The organism is Haladaptatus sp. SPP-AMP-3 (genome assembly GCF_049568665.1).
Taxonomy (GTDB): domain Archaea; phylum Halobacteriota; class Halobacteria; order Halobacteriales; family Haladaptataceae; genus Haladaptatus; species Haladaptatus paucihalophilus.
On record NZ_CP145897.1, the window covers coordinates 1,233,088 to 1,254,375 of the forward strand.

20 protein-coding genes are annotated in these 21,288 nt (G+C 64.7%); 9 read left to right on the plus strand and 11 right to left on the minus strand.

Annotated elements, in window-relative coordinates:
- Positions 1-88: 88 nt before the first annotated feature.
- Together V5735_RS07065 and V5735_RS07070 are read left to right on the plus strand one after the other, a co-directional pair.
- Complete coding sequence (locus tag V5735_RS07065; RefSeq protein ID WP_423745709.1) at positions 89-1,867, plus strand: nitrite/sulfite reductase; 1,779 nt, start codon at positions 89-91, stop codon at positions 1,865-1,867.
- 80 nt (positions 1,868-1,947) lie between these two features.
- Positions 1,948-2,226, plus strand: a complete 279-nt coding sequence (locus V5735_RS07070) for a DUF6360 family protein (protein ID WP_423745710.1) — start codon at positions 1,948-1,950, stop codon at positions 2,224-2,226.
- A gap of 1 nt (position 2,227) precedes the next feature.
- Here the strand turns inward: V5735_RS07070 and V5735_RS07075 are convergent, their stop codons facing one another.
- From V5735_RS07075 to V5735_RS07095, 5 genes are all read right to left on the minus strand, one after another.
- Entirely contained in the window at positions 2,228-2,485 is a 258-nt protein-coding gene (locus V5735_RS07075) for a hypothetical protein (protein ID WP_423745711.1), read from the minus strand.
- 160 nt (positions 2,486-2,645) lie between these two features.
- Positions 2,646-3,806, minus strand: a complete 1,161-nt coding sequence (locus V5735_RS07080; protein WP_423746005.1) for a glutathione-independent formaldehyde dehydrogenase — start codon at positions 3,804-3,806, stop codon at positions 2,646-2,648.
- Positions 3,807-4,034: 228 nt separating this feature from the next.
- Entirely contained in the window at positions 4,035-4,436 is a 402-nt protein-coding gene (locus V5735_RS07085) for a DUF7344 domain-containing protein (protein ID WP_423745712.1), read from the minus strand.
- 60 nt (positions 4,437-4,496) lie between these two features.
- Complete coding sequence (locus V5735_RS07090; RefSeq protein ID WP_423745713.1) at positions 4,497-7,010, minus strand: PAS domain S-box protein; 2,514 nt, start codon at positions 7,008-7,010, stop codon at positions 4,497-4,499.
- Between the two features lie 237 nt (positions 7,011-7,247).
- Positions 7,248-7,685, minus strand: a complete 438-nt coding sequence (locus tag V5735_RS07095; RefSeq protein ID WP_423745714.1) for a DUF7344 domain-containing protein — start codon at positions 7,683-7,685, stop codon at positions 7,248-7,250.
- A 181-nt stretch (positions 7,686-7,866) separates the two neighbouring features.
- On the opposite strand from V5735_RS07095, the gene V5735_RS07100 reads away from it, so the two are divergent.
- Positions 7,867-9,510 carry an acyl-CoA synthetase gene (locus V5735_RS07100; protein WP_423745715.1) on the plus strand — a complete coding sequence of 548 codons (1,644 nt, stop codon included), beginning with the start codon at positions 7,867-7,869 and terminating at the stop codon, positions 9,508-9,510.
- On the opposite strand, the gene V5735_RS07105 is transcribed toward V5735_RS07100, so the two are convergent.
- Both V5735_RS07105 and V5735_RS07110 read right to left on the minus strand, forming a co-directional pair.
- Positions 9,507-10,721, minus strand: coding sequence for a PQQ-binding-like beta-propeller repeat protein (locus tag V5735_RS07105; RefSeq protein ID WP_423745716.1), 1,215 nt, complete (start codon positions 10,719-10,721; stop codon positions 9,507-9,509). The two genes, V5735_RS07100 and V5735_RS07105, sit on opposite strands and share 4 nt — an antisense overlap.
- A complete protein-coding gene (locus V5735_RS07110; RefSeq protein WP_423745717.1) occupies positions 10,718-12,061 on the minus strand; it encodes a PQQ-binding-like beta-propeller repeat protein in 1,344 nt (447 codons plus the stop codon). Before V5735_RS07110 ends, V5735_RS07105 begins: the two co-directional genes overlap by 4 nt.
- A gap of 107 nt (positions 12,062-12,168) precedes the next feature.
- Between V5735_RS07110 and V5735_RS07115 the strand changes: the two genes are divergently transcribed.
- Positions 12,169-12,582 (plus strand): hypothetical protein, encoded by a 414-nt coding sequence (locus V5735_RS07115; protein ID WP_007981997.1) that lies wholly within the window; start codon positions 12,169-12,171, stop codon positions 12,580-12,582.
- A 125-nt stretch (positions 12,583-12,707) separates the two neighbouring features.
- Positions 12,708-13,895 carry a mechanosensitive ion channel family protein gene (locus V5735_RS07120; protein WP_423745718.1) on the plus strand — a complete coding sequence of 396 codons (1,188 nt, stop codon included), beginning with the start codon at positions 12,708-12,710 and terminating at the stop codon, positions 13,893-13,895.
- 82 nt (positions 13,896-13,977) lie between these two features.
- Here V5735_RS07120 and V5735_RS07125 read toward each other — a convergent pair whose 3' ends face one another.
- A complete protein-coding gene (locus V5735_RS07125) occupies positions 13,978-14,289 on the minus strand; it encodes a hypothetical protein (protein ID WP_423745719.1) in 312 nt (103 codons plus the stop codon).
- A 143-nt stretch (positions 14,290-14,432) separates the two neighbouring features.
- Between V5735_RS07125 and V5735_RS07130 the strand changes: the two genes are divergently transcribed.
- Entirely contained in the window at positions 14,433-15,656 is a 1,224-nt protein-coding gene (locus V5735_RS07130) for an MFS transporter (RefSeq protein WP_423745720.1), read from the plus strand.
- A gap of 9 nt (positions 15,657-15,665) precedes the next feature.
- On the opposite strand, the gene V5735_RS07135 is transcribed toward V5735_RS07130, so the two are convergent.
- From V5735_RS07135 to V5735_RS07145, 3 genes are all read right to left on the minus strand, one after another.
- Complete coding sequence (locus tag V5735_RS07135) at positions 15,666-16,925, minus strand: WD40/YVTN/BNR-like repeat-containing protein (protein WP_423745721.1); 1,260 nt, start codon at positions 16,923-16,925, stop codon at positions 15,666-15,668.
- 51 nt (positions 16,926-16,976) lie between these two features.
- Positions 16,977-17,762: a hypothetical protein gene (locus V5735_RS07140; RefSeq protein ID WP_423745722.1), complete on the minus strand. Its 786-nt coding sequence runs from the start codon at positions 17,760-17,762 to the stop codon at positions 16,977-16,979.
- 75 nt (positions 17,763-17,837) lie between these two features.
- Positions 17,838-18,194, minus strand: a complete 357-nt coding sequence (locus tag V5735_RS07145; RefSeq protein WP_423745723.1) for a hypothetical protein — start codon at positions 18,192-18,194, stop codon at positions 17,838-17,840.
- Positions 18,195-18,538: 344 nt separating this feature from the next.
- On the opposite strand from V5735_RS07145, the gene V5735_RS07150 reads away from it, so the two are divergent.
- Genes V5735_RS07150 through aceB form a run of 3 tightly spaced genes read left to right on the plus strand, consistent with a single transcriptional unit; the run spans position 18,539 to position 21,202 of the window.
- The gene (locus V5735_RS07150; protein ID WP_423745724.1) at positions 18,539-18,838 is read left to right on the plus strand and encodes a hypothetical protein; all 300 of its coding nucleotides are present in this window, start codon (positions 18,539-18,541) and stop codon (positions 18,836-18,838) included.
- Positions 18,835-19,899 (plus strand): isocitrate lyase, encoded by a 1,065-nt coding sequence (aceA, locus tag V5735_RS07155; protein WP_423745725.1) that lies wholly within the window; start codon positions 18,835-18,837, stop codon positions 19,897-19,899. The genes V5735_RS07150 and aceA overlap by 4 nt, the downstream gene beginning before the upstream one ends.
- 1 nt (position 19,900) lies before the next feature.
- Entirely contained in the window at positions 19,901-21,202 is a 1,302-nt protein-coding gene (aceB, locus tag V5735_RS07160) for a malate synthase AceB (RefSeq protein ID WP_423745726.1), read from the plus strand.
- The last annotated feature ends 86 nt before the right edge of the window (positions 21,203-21,288 follow it).

Here is a 21,288-nt window from a genome sequence, read left to right on the forward strand (position 1 = left end):
TCGATGCGAACGTTGCCGGTATTCCCGACCCCCGGCGGACCTTGACGCGGAGGGCGATTGTTTACGGGTACCGTCTGTAGGGACCCCCATGCCGACCGACGTGGAACAATGGAAGGACGAGGTGTACGGGGAGGAGATTCGCGACCACATGCGTCGATTCGCCGAGGAAGGCTGGGAGGCCATCCCGGAGGACGAACACGACGCGTGGTTCGAGCGGTTCAAATGGTGGGGGCTGTACCACCAGCGCGACGGCCAAGAGAGCTACTTCATGATGCGCATCGGGCCGCCGAGCGGCGTGCTCGAACCCGGACAACTTCGAGTCATCGGGGAAATCGCTCGCGACTTCGCAACCGGTCCGGCCGCGAACCCCGAGTTCGGCAACGGCTACGCCGACGTGACGACCAGACAGGCGGTTCAACTGCACTGGATACACATCGAGGACGTGCCGAAGATTTGGGACCGCTTGGACGAGGCGGGCCTCTCCACCAAGCAGGCCTGCGGCGACTCGTGGCGGAACATCGTCGGCTGTCCGGTCGCCGGGAAGGACGAGCGCGAGTTCGTGGACGCGCTTCCCGTCGTGGAAGACCTGCAGGAGAACTTCAAGGGTAACCCGGAGTACGCCAACCTGCCGCGGAAGTGGAAGGTGTCGGTGACGGGGTGCCGCGAGGGCTGCGGACAGGGCGACATCAACGACGTGGGCATCGAACCCGCACGGAAGGAGATCGACGGCGAAACCGTCCGCGGGTTCAACGTCCGCCTCGGCGGGGGACTGGCGGGCCGCGAACCGCGCTTCGCCCGCGACATCGACGTGTTCGCCGAACCCGACGAAGTTACGCCGATTCTCGGCGGCCTCTCGGGGTTGTTCCGCGACTACGGCAACCGCGACAACCGCCGCCGCGCCCGCATCAAGTTCCTCGTGGACGAGTGGGGGCCGGAGAAGGTCCGCGAGACGCTGCAGGAGGAGTACGTCGATTTCCACCTCAAGACGGCGGGCGAGGACCTCCGCGAGGAGTACTCCTACAACGCTGGCGTCCCGGACGACCACGGCCACGCGGACCACGTCGGCGTCCACGAGCAACCCGACGGCAACTACTACGTCGGCCTGAACGTCCTCGTCGGCCGCGTCGGCGCGGAAGAAATGATAGAGCTGGCCGACGTCGCCGAGGAGTACGGCTCCGGCGAGGCGCGACTCACCCAGCGCCAGAACATCATCCTGATGGACGTGCCGGAAGAGCGCCTCGACGCCATGCTGGACGAACCCGTCTTGGAGCGCTACAGCCCGGACCCGCACCCCTTCCAGCGCGGGTCCATCGCCTGTACGGGAACGGAGTTCTGTTCGCTCTCAATCGTGGAGACGAAGAACCGCCAAGTGCGCCTCTCGCGCTGGCTCAAGGAGAACGTCGAGCTTCCGGACGACGTGGCAAACTTCCACATCCACCTCTCGGGCTGTACCGCGTCCTGTGCGCAACCCCAAATCGCCGACATCAGCCTCCGCGGCATGAAGACGCGGAAGGACGGTGAAACCGTCGAAGCCCTCGATATCGGCGTCGGCGGCGGCCTCGGCGAGGACCCCAGCTTCGCGACGTGGATTCAGGAGCGCATCGCCGTGGACGAGGTACCCGGCGCGATTCGGAACCTCGTCGAAGGCTTCGCGGCGCGACGCGAGGACGGCCAGACGTTCCGCGAGTTCGTGAACGCGCTCCACGCCGAGGAGCTCGAAACCCTCGCCAGTCCCGAGGAGACCAGCTACGAGGACCCGTACATGCACAACACGAAGAAGACGTGGTATCCCTACGCCGAGGACGACGACATGGAGTCGAGTCCGGCCCCGAACAGTCCGTCGGAGACGATTTCCGGCGATGACTGAGCGCAGCAACGGAGTCCCGGAAGCCAGCGAGTCGCAGCGCCGAAGGCGACCGTCTCGCGCTGTTTCCGGAGACGACTGAGATGGCCGACCGCGTGCTCTCGGTGACGGCCTACACCACGTTCGACCTGCTGGACGCCGTGGCGGAGGGCCACGGCTGGACCGACGAGGCGATGGCCGTCCTGAACGTCAAAACGCCGCGAAACGACCCCGACGAGGTGTTGCTCCAACTCGAACTGGACAACACCTCCCTCGATAACCTCCCCGCTCACGCGGAAACCGTGTCGCTGTCCCCCGACGAGGCGCGAACGCTCGCGGGCGAACTGGAGCGATACGCGGAAAAAGTCGAGGACGCGGAGTAGGTTAGAGGTGGCACCGAAAGCCACACGAGGAGCACCGAAGCGTGTCGTGCTCCCGAACGATGACGCCGATACCGCACTCCGCGCAGGTTCCCTCGTACGTGGCCGACCCCGACGAGGTACGCAAGACCGTATCCCGGATGCGCTCCAGTTCGTCTATCTTCCGGCGTTGTTCGTTCAGCTCACGCTGTAGTCGAACTATCTGGCGCAACTGACGCTGACGCTCGTCCCGACGCGCGCTCCGTCTCCCCCGCATTTCCATGTGCTCACCACCGTTTAAACGGAGGGGACGGACACGCATTAACCCGTGCTCATACTTAGAAAGGTATTTATTACTTTTTCGCATACCAGCCCCGCGTCACGTCGGGCCGATGTCGTCGTTCGACGGGTATCGACGCAAAAAAGTTGGTCGTGGCTTCAGCTCAGGGTTCGAGCAGCACTTTCGTCACGCCCTCCTCGCGGTTGTCGAAGCGCTCGTACATCTCGGGCGCCTCTTCGAGGTCCACGCGGTGTGAGACGACGAAACTCGGGTCGGCGCGTCCCTGAATTATCAGGTCGCGGAGTTCGCGGTTGTACTCCTTGACGTTACACTGGCCGGTGCCGACCTTCAGCCCCTTCTCGAAGAACTTCCCGAAGTCGATGCCGAGGCGACCCTGTGCGGCCATCTCGTCCGGCGCGCCGGGGTCCGAGGGTACGTACAGGCCGGGGACGCCGAGTTGGCCGGTCGCCCGGACAACCTGAATCAATTGGTTGAGGACCACGGCCGGGTTCTCCCGCGCCGGGTCGTAGGCGTCGTCGCCGACGTCGGTGTCGGGGTCCACCGCTTGGTACCCGACCGCATCGACGCCCTTGTCCACGCCGCCGCCGTGGATGTTCTTTATCTGCTCCACAGGGTCCGACTCCTCGAAGTTGATGGGCGTCGCGTCGCAGTGTTTCTCGGCGAGTTCGAGTCGGCTGTCGACCCTATCGACCACGTAAATCTCCGCCGCGCCCTTGATTTTGGCGCTGTAGGCGGCCATCAGTCCGACCGGTCCGGCACCGAAGATGGCGACGGATTCGCCCGGTTGGAGGTTCGCCAGTTCCGTCCCGTGCCATCCCGTCGGGAAGATGTCCGCGAGCAGGATGAACGAATCCTCGTGTTCCTTCCCTTCCGGAAGTTTGAGAGCGTTGAAGTCCGCGAACGGCACGCGGAGTCTCTCGGCCTGTCCGCCCTTGTACGGCCCCATGGCGACGTATCCGTACGCCCCACCGGCGAAGCCGGGGTTCACGTTCAGACAGAAGCCGGTATAGCCGTTTTCACAGTTCTTACACACGCCACAGGCGACGTTGAACGGGAGGACGACGCGGTCGCCCTCTTCGAGCGTCGTCACGCCGTCGCCCACCTCGTCCACGATACCCATGTTCTCGTGCCCGAAGACGATACCGGGGTCGGCGTCGGTTCGTCCCTCGTACATGTGGAGGTCCGACCCGCAGATGGCCGTCGTGGTGATGTCGATGACGACATCGTTCGGGTGTTCTATCTCCGGTTCGTCTACCTCTTCTACGTCTACGTCGTGCGGTCCTTGGTACACGACCGCTTCCATTGACATTTCAATCCACCCCAAAGAGGGCACGCTACTCTCACGTATGTCGTTATTCGAATTGATATGGTAGCTTCGGAGTGAACAGAGCCTTCACAGTGCTCCTTTCCACGGCAAACGTGTCGAACGGTTGAAGGCGTACAGGGAGAGCGGACGACGAGTGAATCGTCTCCGCAATCATTGTCGGTCGTCGGAAAATACGCTCTCGCTACTCGCGTTCGTCGTCGGCGCTCACGTCCGACTTTTCGGATGGTCGTTCACGTCGTCCGTCTCCGAGACGCGACACAGTTCGAGTCGTCGTTCGACCTCCTCGTGCCCCCAATACCGAACGGTTTCGCTCCGTGCTTCGTACGTCAGAATACCGCAATCTTCCAACATCGGCAGGTGAATGTGGTGGAGGCGAATCAGCGCCGTCTCACGACCGCAGGAATCGTCGTGCTGAACGAGCAAGTCGATGAGTTCGTCCATCGACGTAAGCGGCGATTCGACGAGATACTGGCAGAGAGCACGCCGCTGTGCGTCCGAGAGGATTCGCTCCACGGTTCCCGGCGGTAACGAACTGTCACTCTCCTCCTCCGGGTGTCGTCGACTCGTTCCGAGATGTGTGTCGTTTGGTTGCTCCGAGTCGCTCATCATCACGTACAATCCGTTCCGGGGGTACCAGTTCTTTGCCTCAGTACTGAGGTATCGGTGTCAGTCGATTCGTGGACGTTCCGAGAACAGCAGCGAGAAGAGTTTTCGTTCGGCCGTTTGGAGGTGTTGGTGAAACGTGGGCGAGGAGATATCCAGCGTGTCGGCCAGCTCCGCCCCCGAACTCGCGCGGGGGTAGTCGAAGTATCCCGCGAGATACGCCGCTTGCAGGATTTCGGCCTGTCGTTCGGTGAGCGTTTCGCCCAGTTCGTGGTAGAATTCGGAGGTCGAGTGAAACGGCCGGTCGCGGGACTGCTTCGAGAGCAGATTCGTCTCCTCGTACACTTCCTCGACGGCGTCCAAGAAGGGACGAACGCGGGTGTTCGCCGGGACTTCGACGACGATACTTCCCTTTCCGTTTTCTATCGAACCGCGTTGGACGTAGGCACCGCGTTCGATGAGCGCTTGGGCGGACGTTTCGGTGCCGCGAAGCGCCACCTCCAACAGGGTTTCGTCGCCGGTCTCTTGGATGACGCGGGCGTGTTCGACCATGGGCGACTCGTCCGCGCGTTCGATGACCTTCTCGGGGGGAGCCCCGCTCGACGTCACGTAAAACAGGTACACGTCGTCCCTCGACGGGACGACGCCGTCGAGTTCGAACGAACAGCCGAGTTCCTCGGACGTGACGACGAAAAACGAACCCGTGTTCGTGATGGAGAATTCGAGTTCGAGAACGCGGTCGGAGTAGAGGAGTTTCTTGCTCTCGACGGCGTTGATGGCGTGGCCGATGGTTTCTCCCAACTCGCTGAACACGCTCCGCTCGCGCTCGCTGACCGACGTCAGTTTGGACGCGTACACGACCAACACGCCGTAGGTGGTTCCGCGGTAACTGATGGGGACACACGCGATGGAACCGTACCCGCGTTCGTTGGCCGCGGACGTGAACGACTCCGGCAACGACGACAAGGACGACACGTCCTCGACGACGTTGAACTGTCCCGTTTGTATGGCAGTCCCGGCGCCCCCGCGTTTCGACTTGGGTCCTAACTCCGCTATCAGGTCCAGATAGTCGTCGTCGATACCGGCGGCCGTCTGAACCACCAATCGCTCTTCCGCCGACGAAAGCGTCGCGATGAGCGCACCGTGATAGACGCTCGAATCCGCGAACCGTTCGCAGACGGTCCGTTCGATATCCTCGCGCGACGGCGCGGCGACGAGGGCCTGATTGATATCCCGAACGATGGCGTTGATGCGGTTCAGCGTCGTCAACTCGTCGCGCTGTCGGGCGATGTCGCGTTCGCGTTCCGCCCGCGTCAGGGCCGCCTCGGTGTTGGTGGCCAGCACCCGCATCAGGTCGAAATCGATGCGGTCGAAATCGCGGGGCGTCGTGGACGCGGTGATGAAGATTCCGTGTTCGCCGAGCGGAACGATGATACCGCTTCGAATCGGCGTGTCCCGGTCCGCCACGCTCGGCGTCGCATCGAAGTCGAAGATAGCCCTCGGTTCGTTCGTTTCGAACACGTCCCACGCGAGGTCATCGTCGGACGTGTACGTCGGTACGTCACCGTCGAACAGGTTCTCGACCCGTTCGGTCATCACGGCCGGTTCGAGCACGTCGTCCTCCGAAAGGAGGTAGATGCCGGTCGCGGGCAGGTCGAGGACGTCGGCCGCGGTTTCCACCGCGCGCTGACAGATGGTTTCAGGAGTCGACGTTTCGAGCATTTCGTGCGTCGTCGCGTGTAACCTGTTGAGGGCCTCCTCGCGCCGTTTCCTGTCGCTGATGTCGTGGAAGATGCCTTGAATAACTCGTCGCCCGTTCAGTTCGGTCGAGTTCGAATTGATGGACACGGGGATGCGATTCCCACCGGAATCGACCACCGAGAGCCCGTGGCTGCCCGGAACGGACGCGTCGTTTTCGCGCGGTCGTTCGAACAACCGTTCGTATCGGTCGCGGTCGTCCTCGGGGTGGAGTTCGGACTGGTGCATTCCCTCGATCTCCTCTATCGGCCGGTCGAGGAGTTCGGACGCCGCCCGGTTCGCTTCCAGAATCGTCCCCGTTTTCGCGTCGGCGAGAAAGATAGCATCGGGCGCGGTATCGACCAGCGTTCGATACTTTTCGGTGACGGTTTCCAGTTCCCGTTGCCGTCGTTTTCGTTCGGAGATGTCACGAATCGTGGCGGTGAACAGCCGCCGGTCGTGATACCGGTGTTCCCGCAGCGAAAAGGAAACCGGAAACTCCTCCCCGTTTCGACGGATTGCGGTTCGTTCGAGGCCGCTGTGTTCGACCGTCGAGTCCGCGTCCTCGACCTGCAGTCGAAACTGGTGGAAATACGCCTCCTGATGTCGCTCCGGGAAGAGACTCCGTATCGACTCGTCGAGCAACTCGTCTCGGTCGTAACCGAAGAGTCGTCCCGCCACCTCGTTCGCGAATACGATGGTTCCGTTCTCGGAAATCGTCACCACTGCATCGAGCGCATCCCGGACGATGTGCTTGAAGAAGGCCGCCTCCGCTTCGGTCTCCGTCTCGGCGAGCGAGGACCGCGTGGAGGGATTTTCGTTCGAAAACGGTTCTGTCATGGTTGGGAGAATCACGCAGTCGATGAGTAAGAGGCTTTTGCCCGACGTCCGAACAACCGGCGGGACGTCGAGTATCGTTTCCCTCCACGAACTCGTTCGTCGAAGTCACGGTTCCGATTACGGGGTTCGTCCTCGAAGCGACGTTCGCTCGTTGCGACGGAAACGGGTTCGACGCTCCGCTCGGTCGAATAGGGAGCGATGCCGCGAGGCGTCTTCGGATACTCGAACGGCCGTCATCTACGATTCGGCTTCGGCACCTCCCCGCTCGTACCGGTAACTCCGCTTTACGATGTCGTAGAGCAGTTCCTTGTCCACGATGTCCGTGTTCGCGGAGAGCCAGACGTGGGGGTCACCGGTGAGGTCGTAATCGACGATTCCGACGAATCCGAGGCGCGGGAGGTGTCTTCGAACCATCCGTTCGCGCAGTCGAGTCCGTTCGTCTACGTCCGAAATCGTGGCGACCGAACGCACGAGTCTCGAGAGCGCAATCGTAGTCTCGTCGTGGTGAAAGAGGACGTAGATGATGTGTCGGGGTTCCTCGTCCGCGAGCACCGAAAAGAGACGGGCGAGCGACTCCGCGGTATCGACGACGAGCGGAGAGCTATAGGAGTCGCTCCGACGGTCGTTGGGCGGTGACACCGACGAAACGTCCGGCAGGGGCTCGTCGTCCTCCATCGAATTATATTATCCACCAGTATCGTCATTCCATCTCTGGTTTCGCTTTCACCCAGTTTTAGACGGGGTGGCTCTCCGTTCCGCGACCGCTCGCCGATAGGTGTCCTCGAAACGAACCGCAGCCGGAAGTGATTGCATCGTTAGATAATAATTATACGTTCAGTCTACGACGTTCCCCGTGATGAACGGTCACAATCTGCATGATTACGACAGTGAACGAGCGAGCTTCGAGTGGGACGACATTTTCGCGGAAGCCGACTGGGATGCACCCGAGCGACTGAACATCGCCCACGAGGTTTGTGACCGACACGCGGACGACCGTGGGAAGGTCGCGCTGTACTACGCGGGCAAGAACGGCGAGCGGGAAACGCTCACCTTCTGGGAACTGGCCGAGGAGTCCAACCGCTTTGCGAACGTTCTTTCCGACTGTATCGACTCCGGCGACCGGGTGTTCTCCTACCTGCCGCGAATCCCGGAGCACTACGTCGCGCTCATCGGGACGCTCAAGGCGGGCGGCGTCTGGGGCGGCGTCAACGAGCGCTTCGGCCCGGACGGCATCGCCTATCGATTGGACGACTGTGACGCGAAAGTCGTCGTCACCACGGCGTCGAACCGGGGCACTATCGAGAAGGCGCTCGAAGACGCCCCCTCGGTCGAACACGTCATCGTCATCAGCGACGACGGGACGGGGATTCGACGCGGCGACGTCAGCTATCACGCCGCGATGGAGGATGCGGAAAAAGAGTACGAGACGGCCGAGACGGGCGGCGAGGACAACGCGCTGCTGTACTACACGAGCGGAACGACGGGGCTGGCGAAAGGCGTCCTCCACAAACACCGCTGGGTCGCCGGTGTCGCCGCGACCCAACGATTCGCCGTGGACCTGCAACCCGGCGACTGTTACTGGTCCACCGGCGACTTGGGATGGCTGACCGGTCCCATCAACACGCTCGGCGCGTGGTTCTGGGGCGCGACGCTGTTCACCTACGAGGGCGAGTTCGACCCCGAGACGTGGGCGGGCCTGTTGGACGAGTATCCCATCTCGGTGCTGTTCAGCGTCCCGACCGCCTACCGGATGCTTCGGGAAAACGAGTCGGTACTGGACGACGCCGACCTCGACCTCCGCCACGCGCTCTCCATCGGCGAACCGCTATCCGCGGGCGTGGTCGAGTGGGGCGAGGAGACGCTCGGCGTCACCATCCACGACACCTACGGCCAGACAGAGACGGGCAACATGATAATCAACAACTACCCGACGATGGAGGTTCGGCCGGGAAGCATGGGCAAACCGCTCCCCGGCATCGAGGCCGCCGTCGTGGACCCCGAAAGCGGCGAACCCCTCGAACCCGGCGAAACTGGCGAAATCGCTCAACGCGGGGATTATCCGTGCTTCTTCGCCGAGTACTGGAACAAACCGGAGAAGACCGCGGATTGTTTTGTAAACGACTGGTATCTCTCCGGCGATTTGGGACACCTCGACGAGGACGGCTACTTCTGGTTCGAGGGCCGCGCCGACGACGTGATAATCTCCTCGGGCTACCGCATCGGTCCCTTCGAGGTCGAGAGTTCGCTCGGCGAACACCCCGCCGTCGCGGAGGCCGCCGTGGTGCCCAAGTCCCACCGCGAGCGGGGCAACATCGTGAAGGCCTACGTCGTCCCGAGCGCGAGCGCGGAGCCGTCGCCCGACCTCGCGGAGGACATCCAGACCCACGTCAAGGAGGAACTGTCCGCCCACGAGTACCCCCGCGAGGTCGAATTCGTGGACGAACTGCCGAAGACCGTCACCGGGAAGATCCGCCGGACGGAACTGCGCGACGAGGACTAATCCTTCGGAACGAACCGGGCGACGGTCAACCCGTCGGTCCCCATACCGGCGGCGTAGACCGCACCGTCCGCGACGGCGGGGCCGTTGTCGAACCGCGCGCTCGAGTTCTGGAATCGCCACGCGGTTTCGCCGGTGTTCGGGTCGAGCGCGCCGAGCGTCTCCGAGTAGGACCCGCTGAGCGACCCGACGGGGAGGTAGAGGTACTCGGAACTCGCGGCGATGCCGCTGGCGTAGCCCGACACGTACTCCTCCGACGACCAACACGCGGTCCCGGACGCCGCGGTAAACGCGTTCATCGTCGGCCCGTACTGGCCCCCGAATCCCACGTAGACGTGGCCGCCATCCACCGCGAGATGGCCGACGGTCCCGACTTCCTTTCGCCACCGCTTCTCGCCCGTCTCGGCGTCGAGCACGTACAGGTTTCCGTCGTCCGAAGCGGCGTACACCCCACCGTCGGCGACCGCGGGGTCACAGTTGATGCGTCCGTCGGTTTTGTATCGCCATCGTCGCTCACCCGTCTCGGCGTCCAGCGCGTAGAGGTAGGTGTCGTCGCTCCCGACGTAGACCGTTCCGTCGGCGATTGCGGGACGGCACTTCGTCTCCAGTCCGGTCGAAAGGCGCCACCGTCGCTCGCCCGTCTCGGCGTCGAACGCGGACACGAAGATGTCCCCGGAGACGAACACCGTCCGCTCGGTCGCCTGCACGCCGCCGCTGAGCAGGTGCGCCCCGACGTCGGAGTCGGTCCGCCAGCGCTGCTCGCCGGACATCGCGTCGAGTGCCGTGACAGAGCGGTCGTCCGCGACGAACACGCGACCTCCGGCGACCGCCGCCGCCGAACTCACCGAGACGTTCGCTTGCCACCGGTGTTCCCCCGTCTTCGCGTCCACGGCGTGAACTTCCCTATCGAGGTTCGTGGTGTACACCGTCTCGTGCGCGACGACCGGAGGGGACGCACCCATGTGTCCGCCCATCGTGTACGTCCAGTCGATGCGAAGCGGCGGCGCGGGAACGTCGTCGCTCGGCACCGAACCGGTGTTTTTTGCCCCGCCGCGCTCGCTCGTCCAGTCGGACGTGCCGGGCGTCACGCTCGGGTCGATGGCACACTCCTCCGGCGGCGGGGACTGCTCCGTTTTCTTCGAGTCGCCCAGCAGGTCGGAACAGCCCGCACCGAGCGCGAGGCCGCCCGCCGCGAGGAAGGCGCGGCGCTTCATTCGTCACCCCGCGTCGCCCGTCGGATGGCACCGTACTGCGTCGCCACGAACACCGCACCGTCGGTGACCGCCGGACCCTCGACGACGGCGTTCGCGTCGCTCAAATCGGAGAAGAAATCGTCGTCCTCCCGGTTCCCGACGTTCCCCCACAGCCGTTTTCCCGACGACGCGTCGAGCGCGCCCGCACCGACATAGACCGTTCCGTCCGCGACGACCGGCGCGCTCTCCATCGGCACGCGGCTCCCGTCGTCGTACGAATCCTCGGCGAGGTTCACGAACCGCCACCGTTCGGTTCCGTCGTCCGCGGAGAGGGCGTAGACGTTCTTCGAGGAGACGTAAACGGTCCCGTCGTGGACGGCGGGCGCGCTGACCGTCCCGTATCCCGAGTTGAACCGCCACCGCTTCGTTCCGTTCGTCGCATCGACGGCGTGGAGGACGGACTGACCGACGTAGACCGTCCCGTCCACGACGACCGGTGCCCTCGGCAGGTCGTAGCTCCGGTATCGCGGTCGGTACTCGTAGCGCCAGCGCTCGTCGCCGCCCGAACGGGACAGCGCCAGGAGGTTCCCGGCGCGGGTCTCGGTGGTGTCATCGTACCCGATACCCGTGGTGACGTACACGGTGTCCTCGGTGACGGCCGGTTTGGCGCGTATCCGCCACCGCTTGTGCGAGAAGAACGATTTGAGGGGCCGCTGTCCGAACCGCCAGCGGAGGGTTCCGTCCGTCCGCCGAAACGCGTGGACGGACCCCTCCCGGTCGCCGACGTAAACGTGGGCTCCGGCGACGGCGGGGGTTCCGACGGGCGCCCCCGTCGTGGTTCGCCAGCGGACGTCGCCCGAACCCGCGTCGAAGGCGGTCAGCGCCCGGTCGTTCGACCCGACGAACACGAGGCCGTCCGCGACGGCGGGCGTTCCCGACCCCCCGTCGGGCAGCCTCGCCGACCACTCGGGTTCCCCGGTGGTCTCGTCGAGGGCGACGAGCGCGCCGTCCCCGTCCGGTCGGCGACCGGGGAGTCCGGTCGCCACGAACACGGTGCCGTCCGCGACGACCGGGCTGCTCACGTTCCCGTGTTGGACGGTTTCTTTCTCGATTACCGACCCGGACCGCGCGATGACCCAAAGTTTCCACTCGGCGAGCTTCGGGTCGCGTCGGGGCGTATTTCGCGCGAGGGAGTAGCCGACGTTCGTCGGCGTCCCGTGGGCGACCGGCCACTCGTCGGCGGACCGTTCGAGGGACGAGTTCGTCGGCGACGAATCGCCGGAACACCCGGCGAGCGCGCCGACCGCACCGACGCCGAGGGCGGCGACGAACCGCCGCCGATTGGGACGGTGGAGGGGCATGTCGATTGTGCCGATTGTTACGCCCCCTACATGAGCTTTCTGTGACGGGGGTGCTCGCCGCCAGTAGCTTGATACCCTCGTCAGTCGATACTTCTTCTCCTCCAACCATGTCCCAGAACAGACGCCCGATGTACATCGGGACCGAACCCGAAAGCGCGACGTGCGACCGCCACGGCGAGATGGAACAGCAAGCGCCAGTCGTCACCTTCGACGGTCACGTGCACGCGCTCACGAAACCCGTCTCCGTCCGCAACTGCCCGGAGTGTTGCCTCGAAATCGCGCGCGAAAGCGGAGGACCGACGGGCTCCGAACAGGACGCGTTCGAGGCGTGTTGGCGACAGCTGGTGGACGCGGAGTGGCGCAACGGACTCCAGCGATTGTTCGTGGACCTCGGCCGCGGCGCGGTCGAGGAGGAGACGATCTACCTCCACGAGAAACTGGACGACGACGAGATTCCCGACTACTTGCGCGAATCGGCCGACTGGACGATACAGACGGCGGGAAGTTCGAACGCGGAGTGATGACGTCGGCCACGGCGAGGTCGTTTTTCCGCCCAATACACTGAAGCAGAGCGCGATTGACTCGGAATCCCGTGGTCGGAGTTCGGCCGGTGCGGAACCGGCGACGACGACACCGGAGATTCACCATGACCAATCTGTGGACCAACCCTCTCGGACTCGCCGAACTGCTTCCCCTGCCCGAAGCGCGAGTCTTACAATCGACGTTTCTCCTCGTCATCCTCGTCTTCGTCGTGTGGGTATTGTGGAAAATAGCGCCGCGGCTGAAGCGACAGGTCGACCCCCGCGTCGTCGATGTCGTTCTCCTCGTCGTGAGCGGCCTCGTCGCGCTCTTCATCGGCCAGAGCGCCCTGTCGCTCTGGGCCAGCGCCGCACCGAACGCGCCGACCGTCGACGTGTTCTCGCGGCTCACGTCCGCCGGACTTCGAATCGCCATCACCGTCGGCGTCGTCGCGGCCGCCTACATCGGGTCGGGGATGCTCGTCCGGGCCGTTGACCGATTCACGACGGAGACCGGGGGACTCACCGGCCATCAGAGCGAGGTGTTCTCCCGACTCACCGAAGTCGCCGTGTACCTCCTCGCCGCGCTGTTGCTGTTGAGCGTCTGGCAGGTGGACGTCCGCGCGTTCCTCATCGGTGCGGGATTCCTCGGCATCATCATCGGGTTGGCCGCGAACGAGACGCTGAGCGCGCTCATCGCGGGATTCACGCTCATGTTCTCCCGGCCGTTCGAAATCGGGGACTGGATTCAGGTGCCGCTCGAAACCGGGGAGGAAACCGACGGCATCGTCACCGACATCACGCTGTTCTCGACCCGAATCGAGACGTTCTCCGGGAAATACGTCGTCCTCCCCAACGACCTCGTGAGTTCGAACACGCTCGTCAACTTCGGGCGGAAGGGACGGCTCAGGCTCGAAGTGGAAGTCGGCATCGACTACGACGCCGACCCGAAACGAGGGGTCGACGTGGCGAAGAAGGCGATGAAAGAGGTGGACGAGGTGTTGAACGTCCCGCGACCGAACGCCGTGCTGACCGGGTTCGGAGAGTCAGCCGTCATCCTCGAACTTCGGTTCTGGATAGACCGCCCCAGTAGCCGCCGTCGATGGCGCGCGACGACCGCCGTCATCGCGGCGGTGAAGCACGCCTTCGACCGGGAGGGAATCAAGATTCCCGTCCCACAGCGGGAAGTCGCCGGACGCGGCGAAGCAGGCGGCTTCCGGGTCGTCGGCGACTACCCGGACCAGCGTGACCGCCCCGACCAGTACGAGGGACGCGACCGGCGCAATCGGGGCGACCCGCGGGACCGACCCGACTGACTCGCCGCAGACCCGCTCTCGACCGACCCGCCGCGGACGGATCCGTCGCGGACCGACGGAAACGCATCCCCCGAGACCGACCTCAACCGAGTCTGTCCAGACAGTTTCCGCAGTAATCCGCGTACTCGGGGTTCACGGCGTCGCATTGCCGACAGCGGACCTGTCCGCCGTGTGCCGAACTAGTCAATCGGGAACGCCCGCCGCCGCCGAACCCGAACATCGCCGCCGCAATCGGCGATTCGGGAATCGGGCCGTACTCGCCGTTCATGGTTCGGTTCACGAGGTCGTCGTTACGAAGCGCCATCAACCCCCGCCACAGGCCGAGAAACAGGAGCGTGGGCGCGACGACCAGCACGCCCGCGACGAACACCCGAAAGGCTATTTCGAGAGCCATGTGTTGCGTTGGCACCCAACGACCTTAGCTCTGTAATCCGACGGCGAACGGAGGACACGACCGCCGTCGAACACGACGGCCGTTCGACCGGTCCGCCGCTGACTATACTTGAATGGGTGACGTATCGATTCGCCACTACCCGCATGACCGATGGCCGTTCGCGTTCGTCCCGCTGGTTGTACGTCGCCGCCGCGGTCGGCACCGCCGGCACCGCCGGAACGTACCAGTTCTCGTGGCCCGTCATCCGCGGCGCGCTGGGTGCGCAGGCGACGGCGTCCGGGACGGCGCTGGGAGCAATATTCTCGGTGATGGTGGTCGCACAGACGCTCACGGCGCTTCCCGCGGGATGGACCCGCGACCGGTACGGCCCGCGGATTCCGTTCTTCGCGGCCGCGGTGTTGCTGTTCTCCGGTTTCGCCGGGGCCGCCTTCGACCCGACGCTTCCGGCGCTCTTCCTCTGGTTCGCGCTCGGCGGCGGGGGCGTGGGAATCGCGTACGACGTCGCCATCAACACTCCCTCGCGGTGGTTCGTCTCGCGCCGCGGAATGGCGACCGGCGCGGTGAGCATGGCGTTCAGCGGGACGAGTTTCCTGTTCATCCCGGTCATCAAGCGGAGCGTCGAGACCGACTTCTCCGCGACGTTGCTCGCGTTGGGCGTGGCATCCGGCGTGACGGCGGTGACCGCCGCGCTCGTCGTTCACGACCCGGACGAGCGGGATTCGACGGACGATGGGTCCGACGAGTCGGCGGACGATTCGTCGCCGGACGGGTCATCACCGTCGGGACCCGACATCGCGTGGCGGACGATGGTTCGAACGCGTCGGTTCTGGGCCCTGTACGTCGTGTTCGCCGTCGTCAACGGCGTCGGGCTGTTGCTCGTCGAGAAGGTCGTGGTGTACGCGGCGCACTTCGGCCTCTCGACGACCGCGGCGACGACCGCCGCGTCGCTGGTCGCGCTCGGGCAGGCGTCCGGCGTCATCGTCGTCGGCACCGCGTCGGACCGGTTGGGCCGCGTGCGCACCCTCACCGGGTCGCTGGTCTGTTGCGGTATCGCCCTCGCCGCGATGGTCGCGGCGGGTGGGATGGGAGCACAGTGGGCTTTCGTCGCGCTCGCCGGGGTCACGATGTTCTTCAGAAGTCCGTCGTTCTCCATCCTCCCCGGACTCGTCGGCGAGTACTACGGCGAAGAGTACTCCTCGGAGAACTACGCGGTGATGCTCACGGCGAAGCTGTGGGGCGGTATCTACGGCGGGGTGGGAACGAGCCTCCTCGTCCTCCGATTCGGGTGGTCGCCGACGTTCCTGCTGGGCGCCGGTCTGGCGTTCGTCGCCGGAGTCGGTGGATTTCTGGCGCTTCGCGGCGACTGACGAAGCCCCTCACATGGTCCCGCCGGTCCGCCGCTCGACGACGGTTCCGTCCGCGCCGACCGCGACCGACCGGGACGGTGCGACCACGATGCCGTGAAGCGTCCCGTTCGCGGGCGTGAGGGTTCGGTCCCACTCGCCGCCCGCTCGTTCGTAGACGACGCCCGTCTCCCCGCACGCGACGACCGCCCCGTCCGCCGCCGAAACGGCCCGAATTCCCTCGTCGCCCAGTCTGGTCGGCGTCCACGTTCCGTCGCCACCGCGGTAACAAATCCCGTCGTCGGTCGTCACGTACCGGCGACCGCCGCCGGTCGCCGCCACGTCGGTCAGGGTGCCGTCCACGTCGTCGATACCGATTCGACCGAACGTCTCGCCGCCGTCGTCCGTTTCGAACACGCCGTCGTTCGTGTCACAGAGGACGCCGACGGACGCATCGACCATCGTCGCCGCGCACAGGCTGGACCCGCTTCCCGGCTTGACTGGAGTGTCCCACGCGAGGTCGCCGTCTCGATACCGCCCGCGGAGGACCTGTCCGGAGCCGTTCGCGAGCAGTATCGTCTCGTTGTCGGCCGTTCCGCCGACCGCGACGGCCGTCCAATTATCGGTCACGTCCGCCGGAGCGGAGTGGTCGGTATGTCGGCCCTCCGCGACGTCGAACCGCCCGAGCGCGCCGCCGTCCCCGGCGACCCAGACGGTTCGTCCGTCGGTCGTCGTATCGACGCCGCGGAGGTCGGCCGCGTTCGCGCCCGGCCCGTCTTCGAGGGCGCTTCGCCAGTCGTTCCTGTCGCCCTCGTCGTCCTCGCTTCGGAGGACGACGCCGTTTTCGCCGACGGCGTAGGCGGCACCCTCGGCGACGACGGTATCGAACAGGGTCCCGTCCGTCGGCGTTTTCGCGACCGTCCACGAGTGAGTCGGAACGTCGCTGTCCGCCTCGGATTCGGCGTCATCGATCGTTTCCGATTCCGCGTTACTGCCCCCGATTTCGTCGCTTCCGTCGGAAGTCGAAGTCCCTGAATCGCCGCGGGGGTCGGTTCCGGTAACGGCCGTTTTCGTGGCGTTCGGCCCCCGTTCTCCCGGATTCGCGCCGCGAAGGTAGAGAACGACCGGCGGGAGGACGTAGATGCTGAGCGCGACGACGGCGAACGCCCGATTGACGAACGTCAGCGTCCCGAACGCGGTCAATCCCGCTGTCGCTACCGCGTGAATCCACGTCTTCGTGTAGCGCCGAAAGAAGGGAACGAAGCGACGCTCCGAGCGTGTCGAATCGGCCATCGCTCGGGTATCGGACCCCACGGTGTTGAGACTTTTCGCCGAGCGGCCGGGTCACTTCACGCCGTGCATCAACCGGAGGAGTTCCGCGCGGTAGGCGTCGCCGTCGCTGTCGAAAACCACTCGGAGTAGCTCGTCCGTCGGCCTGATTCCCGCCGTGAACAGCAGCGTCTCGCCCGGTTTCAGCACTTCGAGGTACAGTACCGTCTTCACGTGTCCGTCCGGCGTGACCGACGGAAGACGGTACGCGGGCGAGTTCGGGCGCTCGATGTACTCGCTCGCGTCGTAGTCGGCCTCGTACTCGGCGACGGCCTGTTCCGCCGTCGTCTCGCGTTCGGACGAGGGGAGCTCGCGGATGTCCGAGAATCCGAGGCGTCGAAGGTTCCGTTCGAAACGCTCCTTTGCGATGCCCGTCACCAGCGACGGTTGTGCGAGAATCGAGAGCGGGGAGTCGAACGTGACGCGGGTCGCCATGAACGCGCCGACGATTCCCTCGAAGTTCCCGCGGACGTACCTATCGAGGCCCGAAGCCAACCGTTCATCTTTGTAAATGAGCGTGCTGGTGTAAGCGTCGCCGAACGACCGTCCCCCGGCCCGAATCTCGGTCCTGTCGGTTCGTTTCTCTTCGAGGGTCCACCGCCGAATCGCGGGCGACGTGACGACCGGTTCCCGGTACGGCCCGCGACGCTGTGCGCCACCGACGCCACTCGTTTCGGTTCCCCCGCCGATTCCACCCATCGCCACACCCATCCGGGCGAGAAATCGCCTTCGCTGCATGAGGTGGTAGTATCGGGCGGCGACCGGATAATCGCCACGGCCCGGCGACGCGTCTCGTCCCACGCTCGGTTACAACCCGGAATACGTCACGAGACAACGATACGCTCCGCTCGCCACCGCGTCCGCCGGTCGCGGCGGCTACCAGTCCTCGTTGCCGACCGGGTCCCGCGTCTCACAGTAGGGACAGCGGTTACGGTACCGCTCCAGGTTCCGACCGCAGTACCGACAGTTGTACCCGCCCTCCGGGGGGTGAACCTCGGTTTCCGACGACGAAGACGACGTTCCCGGAAGCACTCCCGCGCGGAACGCGAGGACGCCGCCGATGACGACGACGGCCCCGACGAGCGCGACGAGCACCAGTCCGTTGTCCGTTCCGGGAACGTAGGGCACGTCTTGAAGTCTCTTTCCGCCGAACACACCGCGTCCGGCAGAAAGGAACATCAACAGCAACAGGATGCGCAGGAGTCGCCCTCGTCCCAGACCCCTATTTCGCACGCTCCCACCCTCGTTTCATACCCGAACTCGGGGACGAGCGAAGATAAGCACTCGGGAAACCGAAACGAACGAGGGAAAGTCGGGACGAGTTGGAGGAAGTCGAAACGGACGCAAGGGGCCGTGTGGCGTGATACCGAACGACAATTATATCCCCTTAACCGCCACTGGAGAGATGAATGGCATTAAAGAATATTATCATTATAAATCATAATGTTTATATCTGGTACTGTTGTCGGAGTGGATGCGGTGAAACAAATGTCAGTACGCGCAGCACGCTCCTCGGCACGCACCGGAACCACTCGCAAAACGTCACCGACGACAGATCGACTGACAATACGACCCATATGACAGACCGAACTCGCTACGACCGCACGGAAGAAGAAGCCCCGCTCGTCCCGTTCATCGGGACGGCGGGACGCGACCGACCGACGACGGACCGACCGACCATCGACCGCCGGACGACCGACCGCCGGACGACGGACGACCGGTGGACCGACGAGCGGCGAACTGACGACGGACGGACCGCCGCCCGAACGCCCTCCGACCGCCCGCGAACGGAGTTCTCGTCCGAACTCGAACGGGAACTCAGGACCCTCCGAACGCAACTCGACCGAATCGAAGCTACCCTACAGGACAACCGATGATATCTGATACCGACACGACCACGAGAGACATCGAGAACCGCGCTGGAAAGGAACTCCGCGAGATGCTGAACTCCCAGAACTACGTCTTCGCACCCGGCCTCTACCACGCCCTCGACGCGCGACTGGCTGAGATGGCCGGACTGGACGCCGCGTACATGAGCGGCTACTCCACAGTGCTCGGCCAGTTCGGCTTCCCGGACCTGGAGATGGTCACGATGACCGAGATGGTCGAGAACGCCAAACGAATCGTGGAAGCCTGCAACCTCCCCGTCGTCGCGGACTGTGACACGGGCTACGGCGGCATCCACAACGTCCGCCGCGCCGTCCGCGAGTACGAGAAGGCGGGCGTGGCCGCGGTCCACATCGAGGACCAGACGTCGCCGAAGCGGTGTGGCCACATCGCCGGAAAGCAGATCGTCTCCCGGGAGAAGGCCCGCTCGCGCTTCGAGGCCGCGGTGGACGCGAAGCAGTCCGACGATACCGTCATCATCGCCCGAACCGACGCCTACGGCTCCGCCAACGGCGACTGGGAGGAACACCTCGAACGCGGCCGCATCTACGCCGACGCGGGCGTCGATATCGTCTGGCCCGAGATGCCCGACCCGAGTCGGGAGGACGCGGTGAAGTACGCCGAAACCATCCACGAGACGCACCCCGACCTGAAGCTCGCGTTCAACTACTCCTCGTCGTTCGCGTGGTCGGAGGAGGAAGACCCTCTCACCTTCGAGGAACTGGGCAACCTCGGCTACAAGTACATCTTCATCACGCTGTTCGCGCTCCACTCCGGCGCACACAGCGTTTACGAGGACTTCGAACGCCTCGCCGAAGACGACGAACGCGCGCAGTTCGACCTCGAGGACCGCTACCTCGACCACCCGACCGAATCGCACCACGAGCTCTCGTTCGTGAGTCGGTATCAGGACATCGAGACGCAGTTCGACCCCGAGGCCCGCGAGCGCATCGAGGAGTCGGAGGGGTTCTCCGAGGACGAGTCGAACCCCATTACTTCTAACTCGGAGGAGGACGAAGAGATGGTCGCCTCCGAGCAAGGAGACGACTGATATGAGCACGCAACGACGACACGACCGCGAGTTCGTGCGGACGTTCTTCACCTCGCCGACGGCGGTGGAGGGCGAGGACGACTCCGCCAAGATGATCCGGAGCGCGGCCCAGCTCCGCGGCATGCAAGCACCGGACGTGTGGGTGCCCGACAACGAGGACGCGACGGCCCCGTCGATGCGCGACGAGGGTGCCGACAACATCGTCGACGTGGTGTCCGAACACGGGGCGGGGTTCCCCGGCGAAATTCACCCCCGCATCGTGTGGCATCGGGACAGCCCCGAAACGCGATATCGGTGCTTTCAGCACCTGCTCCGAATCGCGGACCCCGAAAAGGGAGCTATCGAGCACATCGACGGGTTCGTGATTCCCGAGGTCGGCGGCATCGACGACTGGAAGAAGGCGGACGAGTTCATCACCATCGTCGAGAGCGAATACGGCCTCGAAGAGGGAAGCCTCGCCATGTCGGTCATCGTCGAGAGCGCGGCGGCGGAACTGGCGATGGGCGACCTCCGCGAGGAGATGGGCAAGCCCGACAACAACCTCGAACGCCTGTTCTTGCTCGTGGACGGCGAGGTGGACTACACCAAGGACATGCGCGCGATGACGCCCACCGGCGGCCTGCCGCCGTGGGCGGAACTGCGCCACAACACGTCCCGCGGCGCGAGCGCCGCTGGTCTCATCGCCGTCGACGGGCCGTACGACGACATTCGGGACGTGGAGGGGTACAACGAGCGGATGGAGGACAACCGGGCCAAGGGGATGATAGGCATCTGGTCGCTGACCCCCGGACAAGTCGTCGAGGCGAACAAGGCTCCGCTCCCGCCGGAGACCGGCCGCTGGCTTCTCGACGCGGGCGACGGCACGACGGAACTCGAATCGGAGGACGGCACCCAGTTCTACGACGGCGAGAGGATCGGACTGGACGAAACGGAGACGGGCTACAACCTCCGGGTCGGCGGCGACGAGCGCGACCTCGACGAAGACGAGTTGCGCGGGGAACTGCTCGACATGACCGAGTACGTCCCGAGCATGGACGACATCGTGGACTCGATGGAGGAGTTCGAAGCGGCCAAGGAAGCGGGGACGGGCGCGATTTCGATGACGCAGACGGCGACGGTCGTCATCGACGGCATCGAAATCGACGTCAGCAAGGACCGGATGTGGGACGAGGCGACCTATCAGGCCGCGATGACGCCCGTCTCCCTGTTCCAAGACGTGTACGAGAACCGACCGGACCAACGCGAGGCGCTGGCGGAACTGTACGGCGAAAACGTCGTCGAACGCGCGATGAACGTCGGATGACGGAGCGGAAGTAGACGACTCGACGGGAGACGGAGCGATTCGAATCACACCCCTTCGCGGACGAACGGACAGCATCGCAGACGATG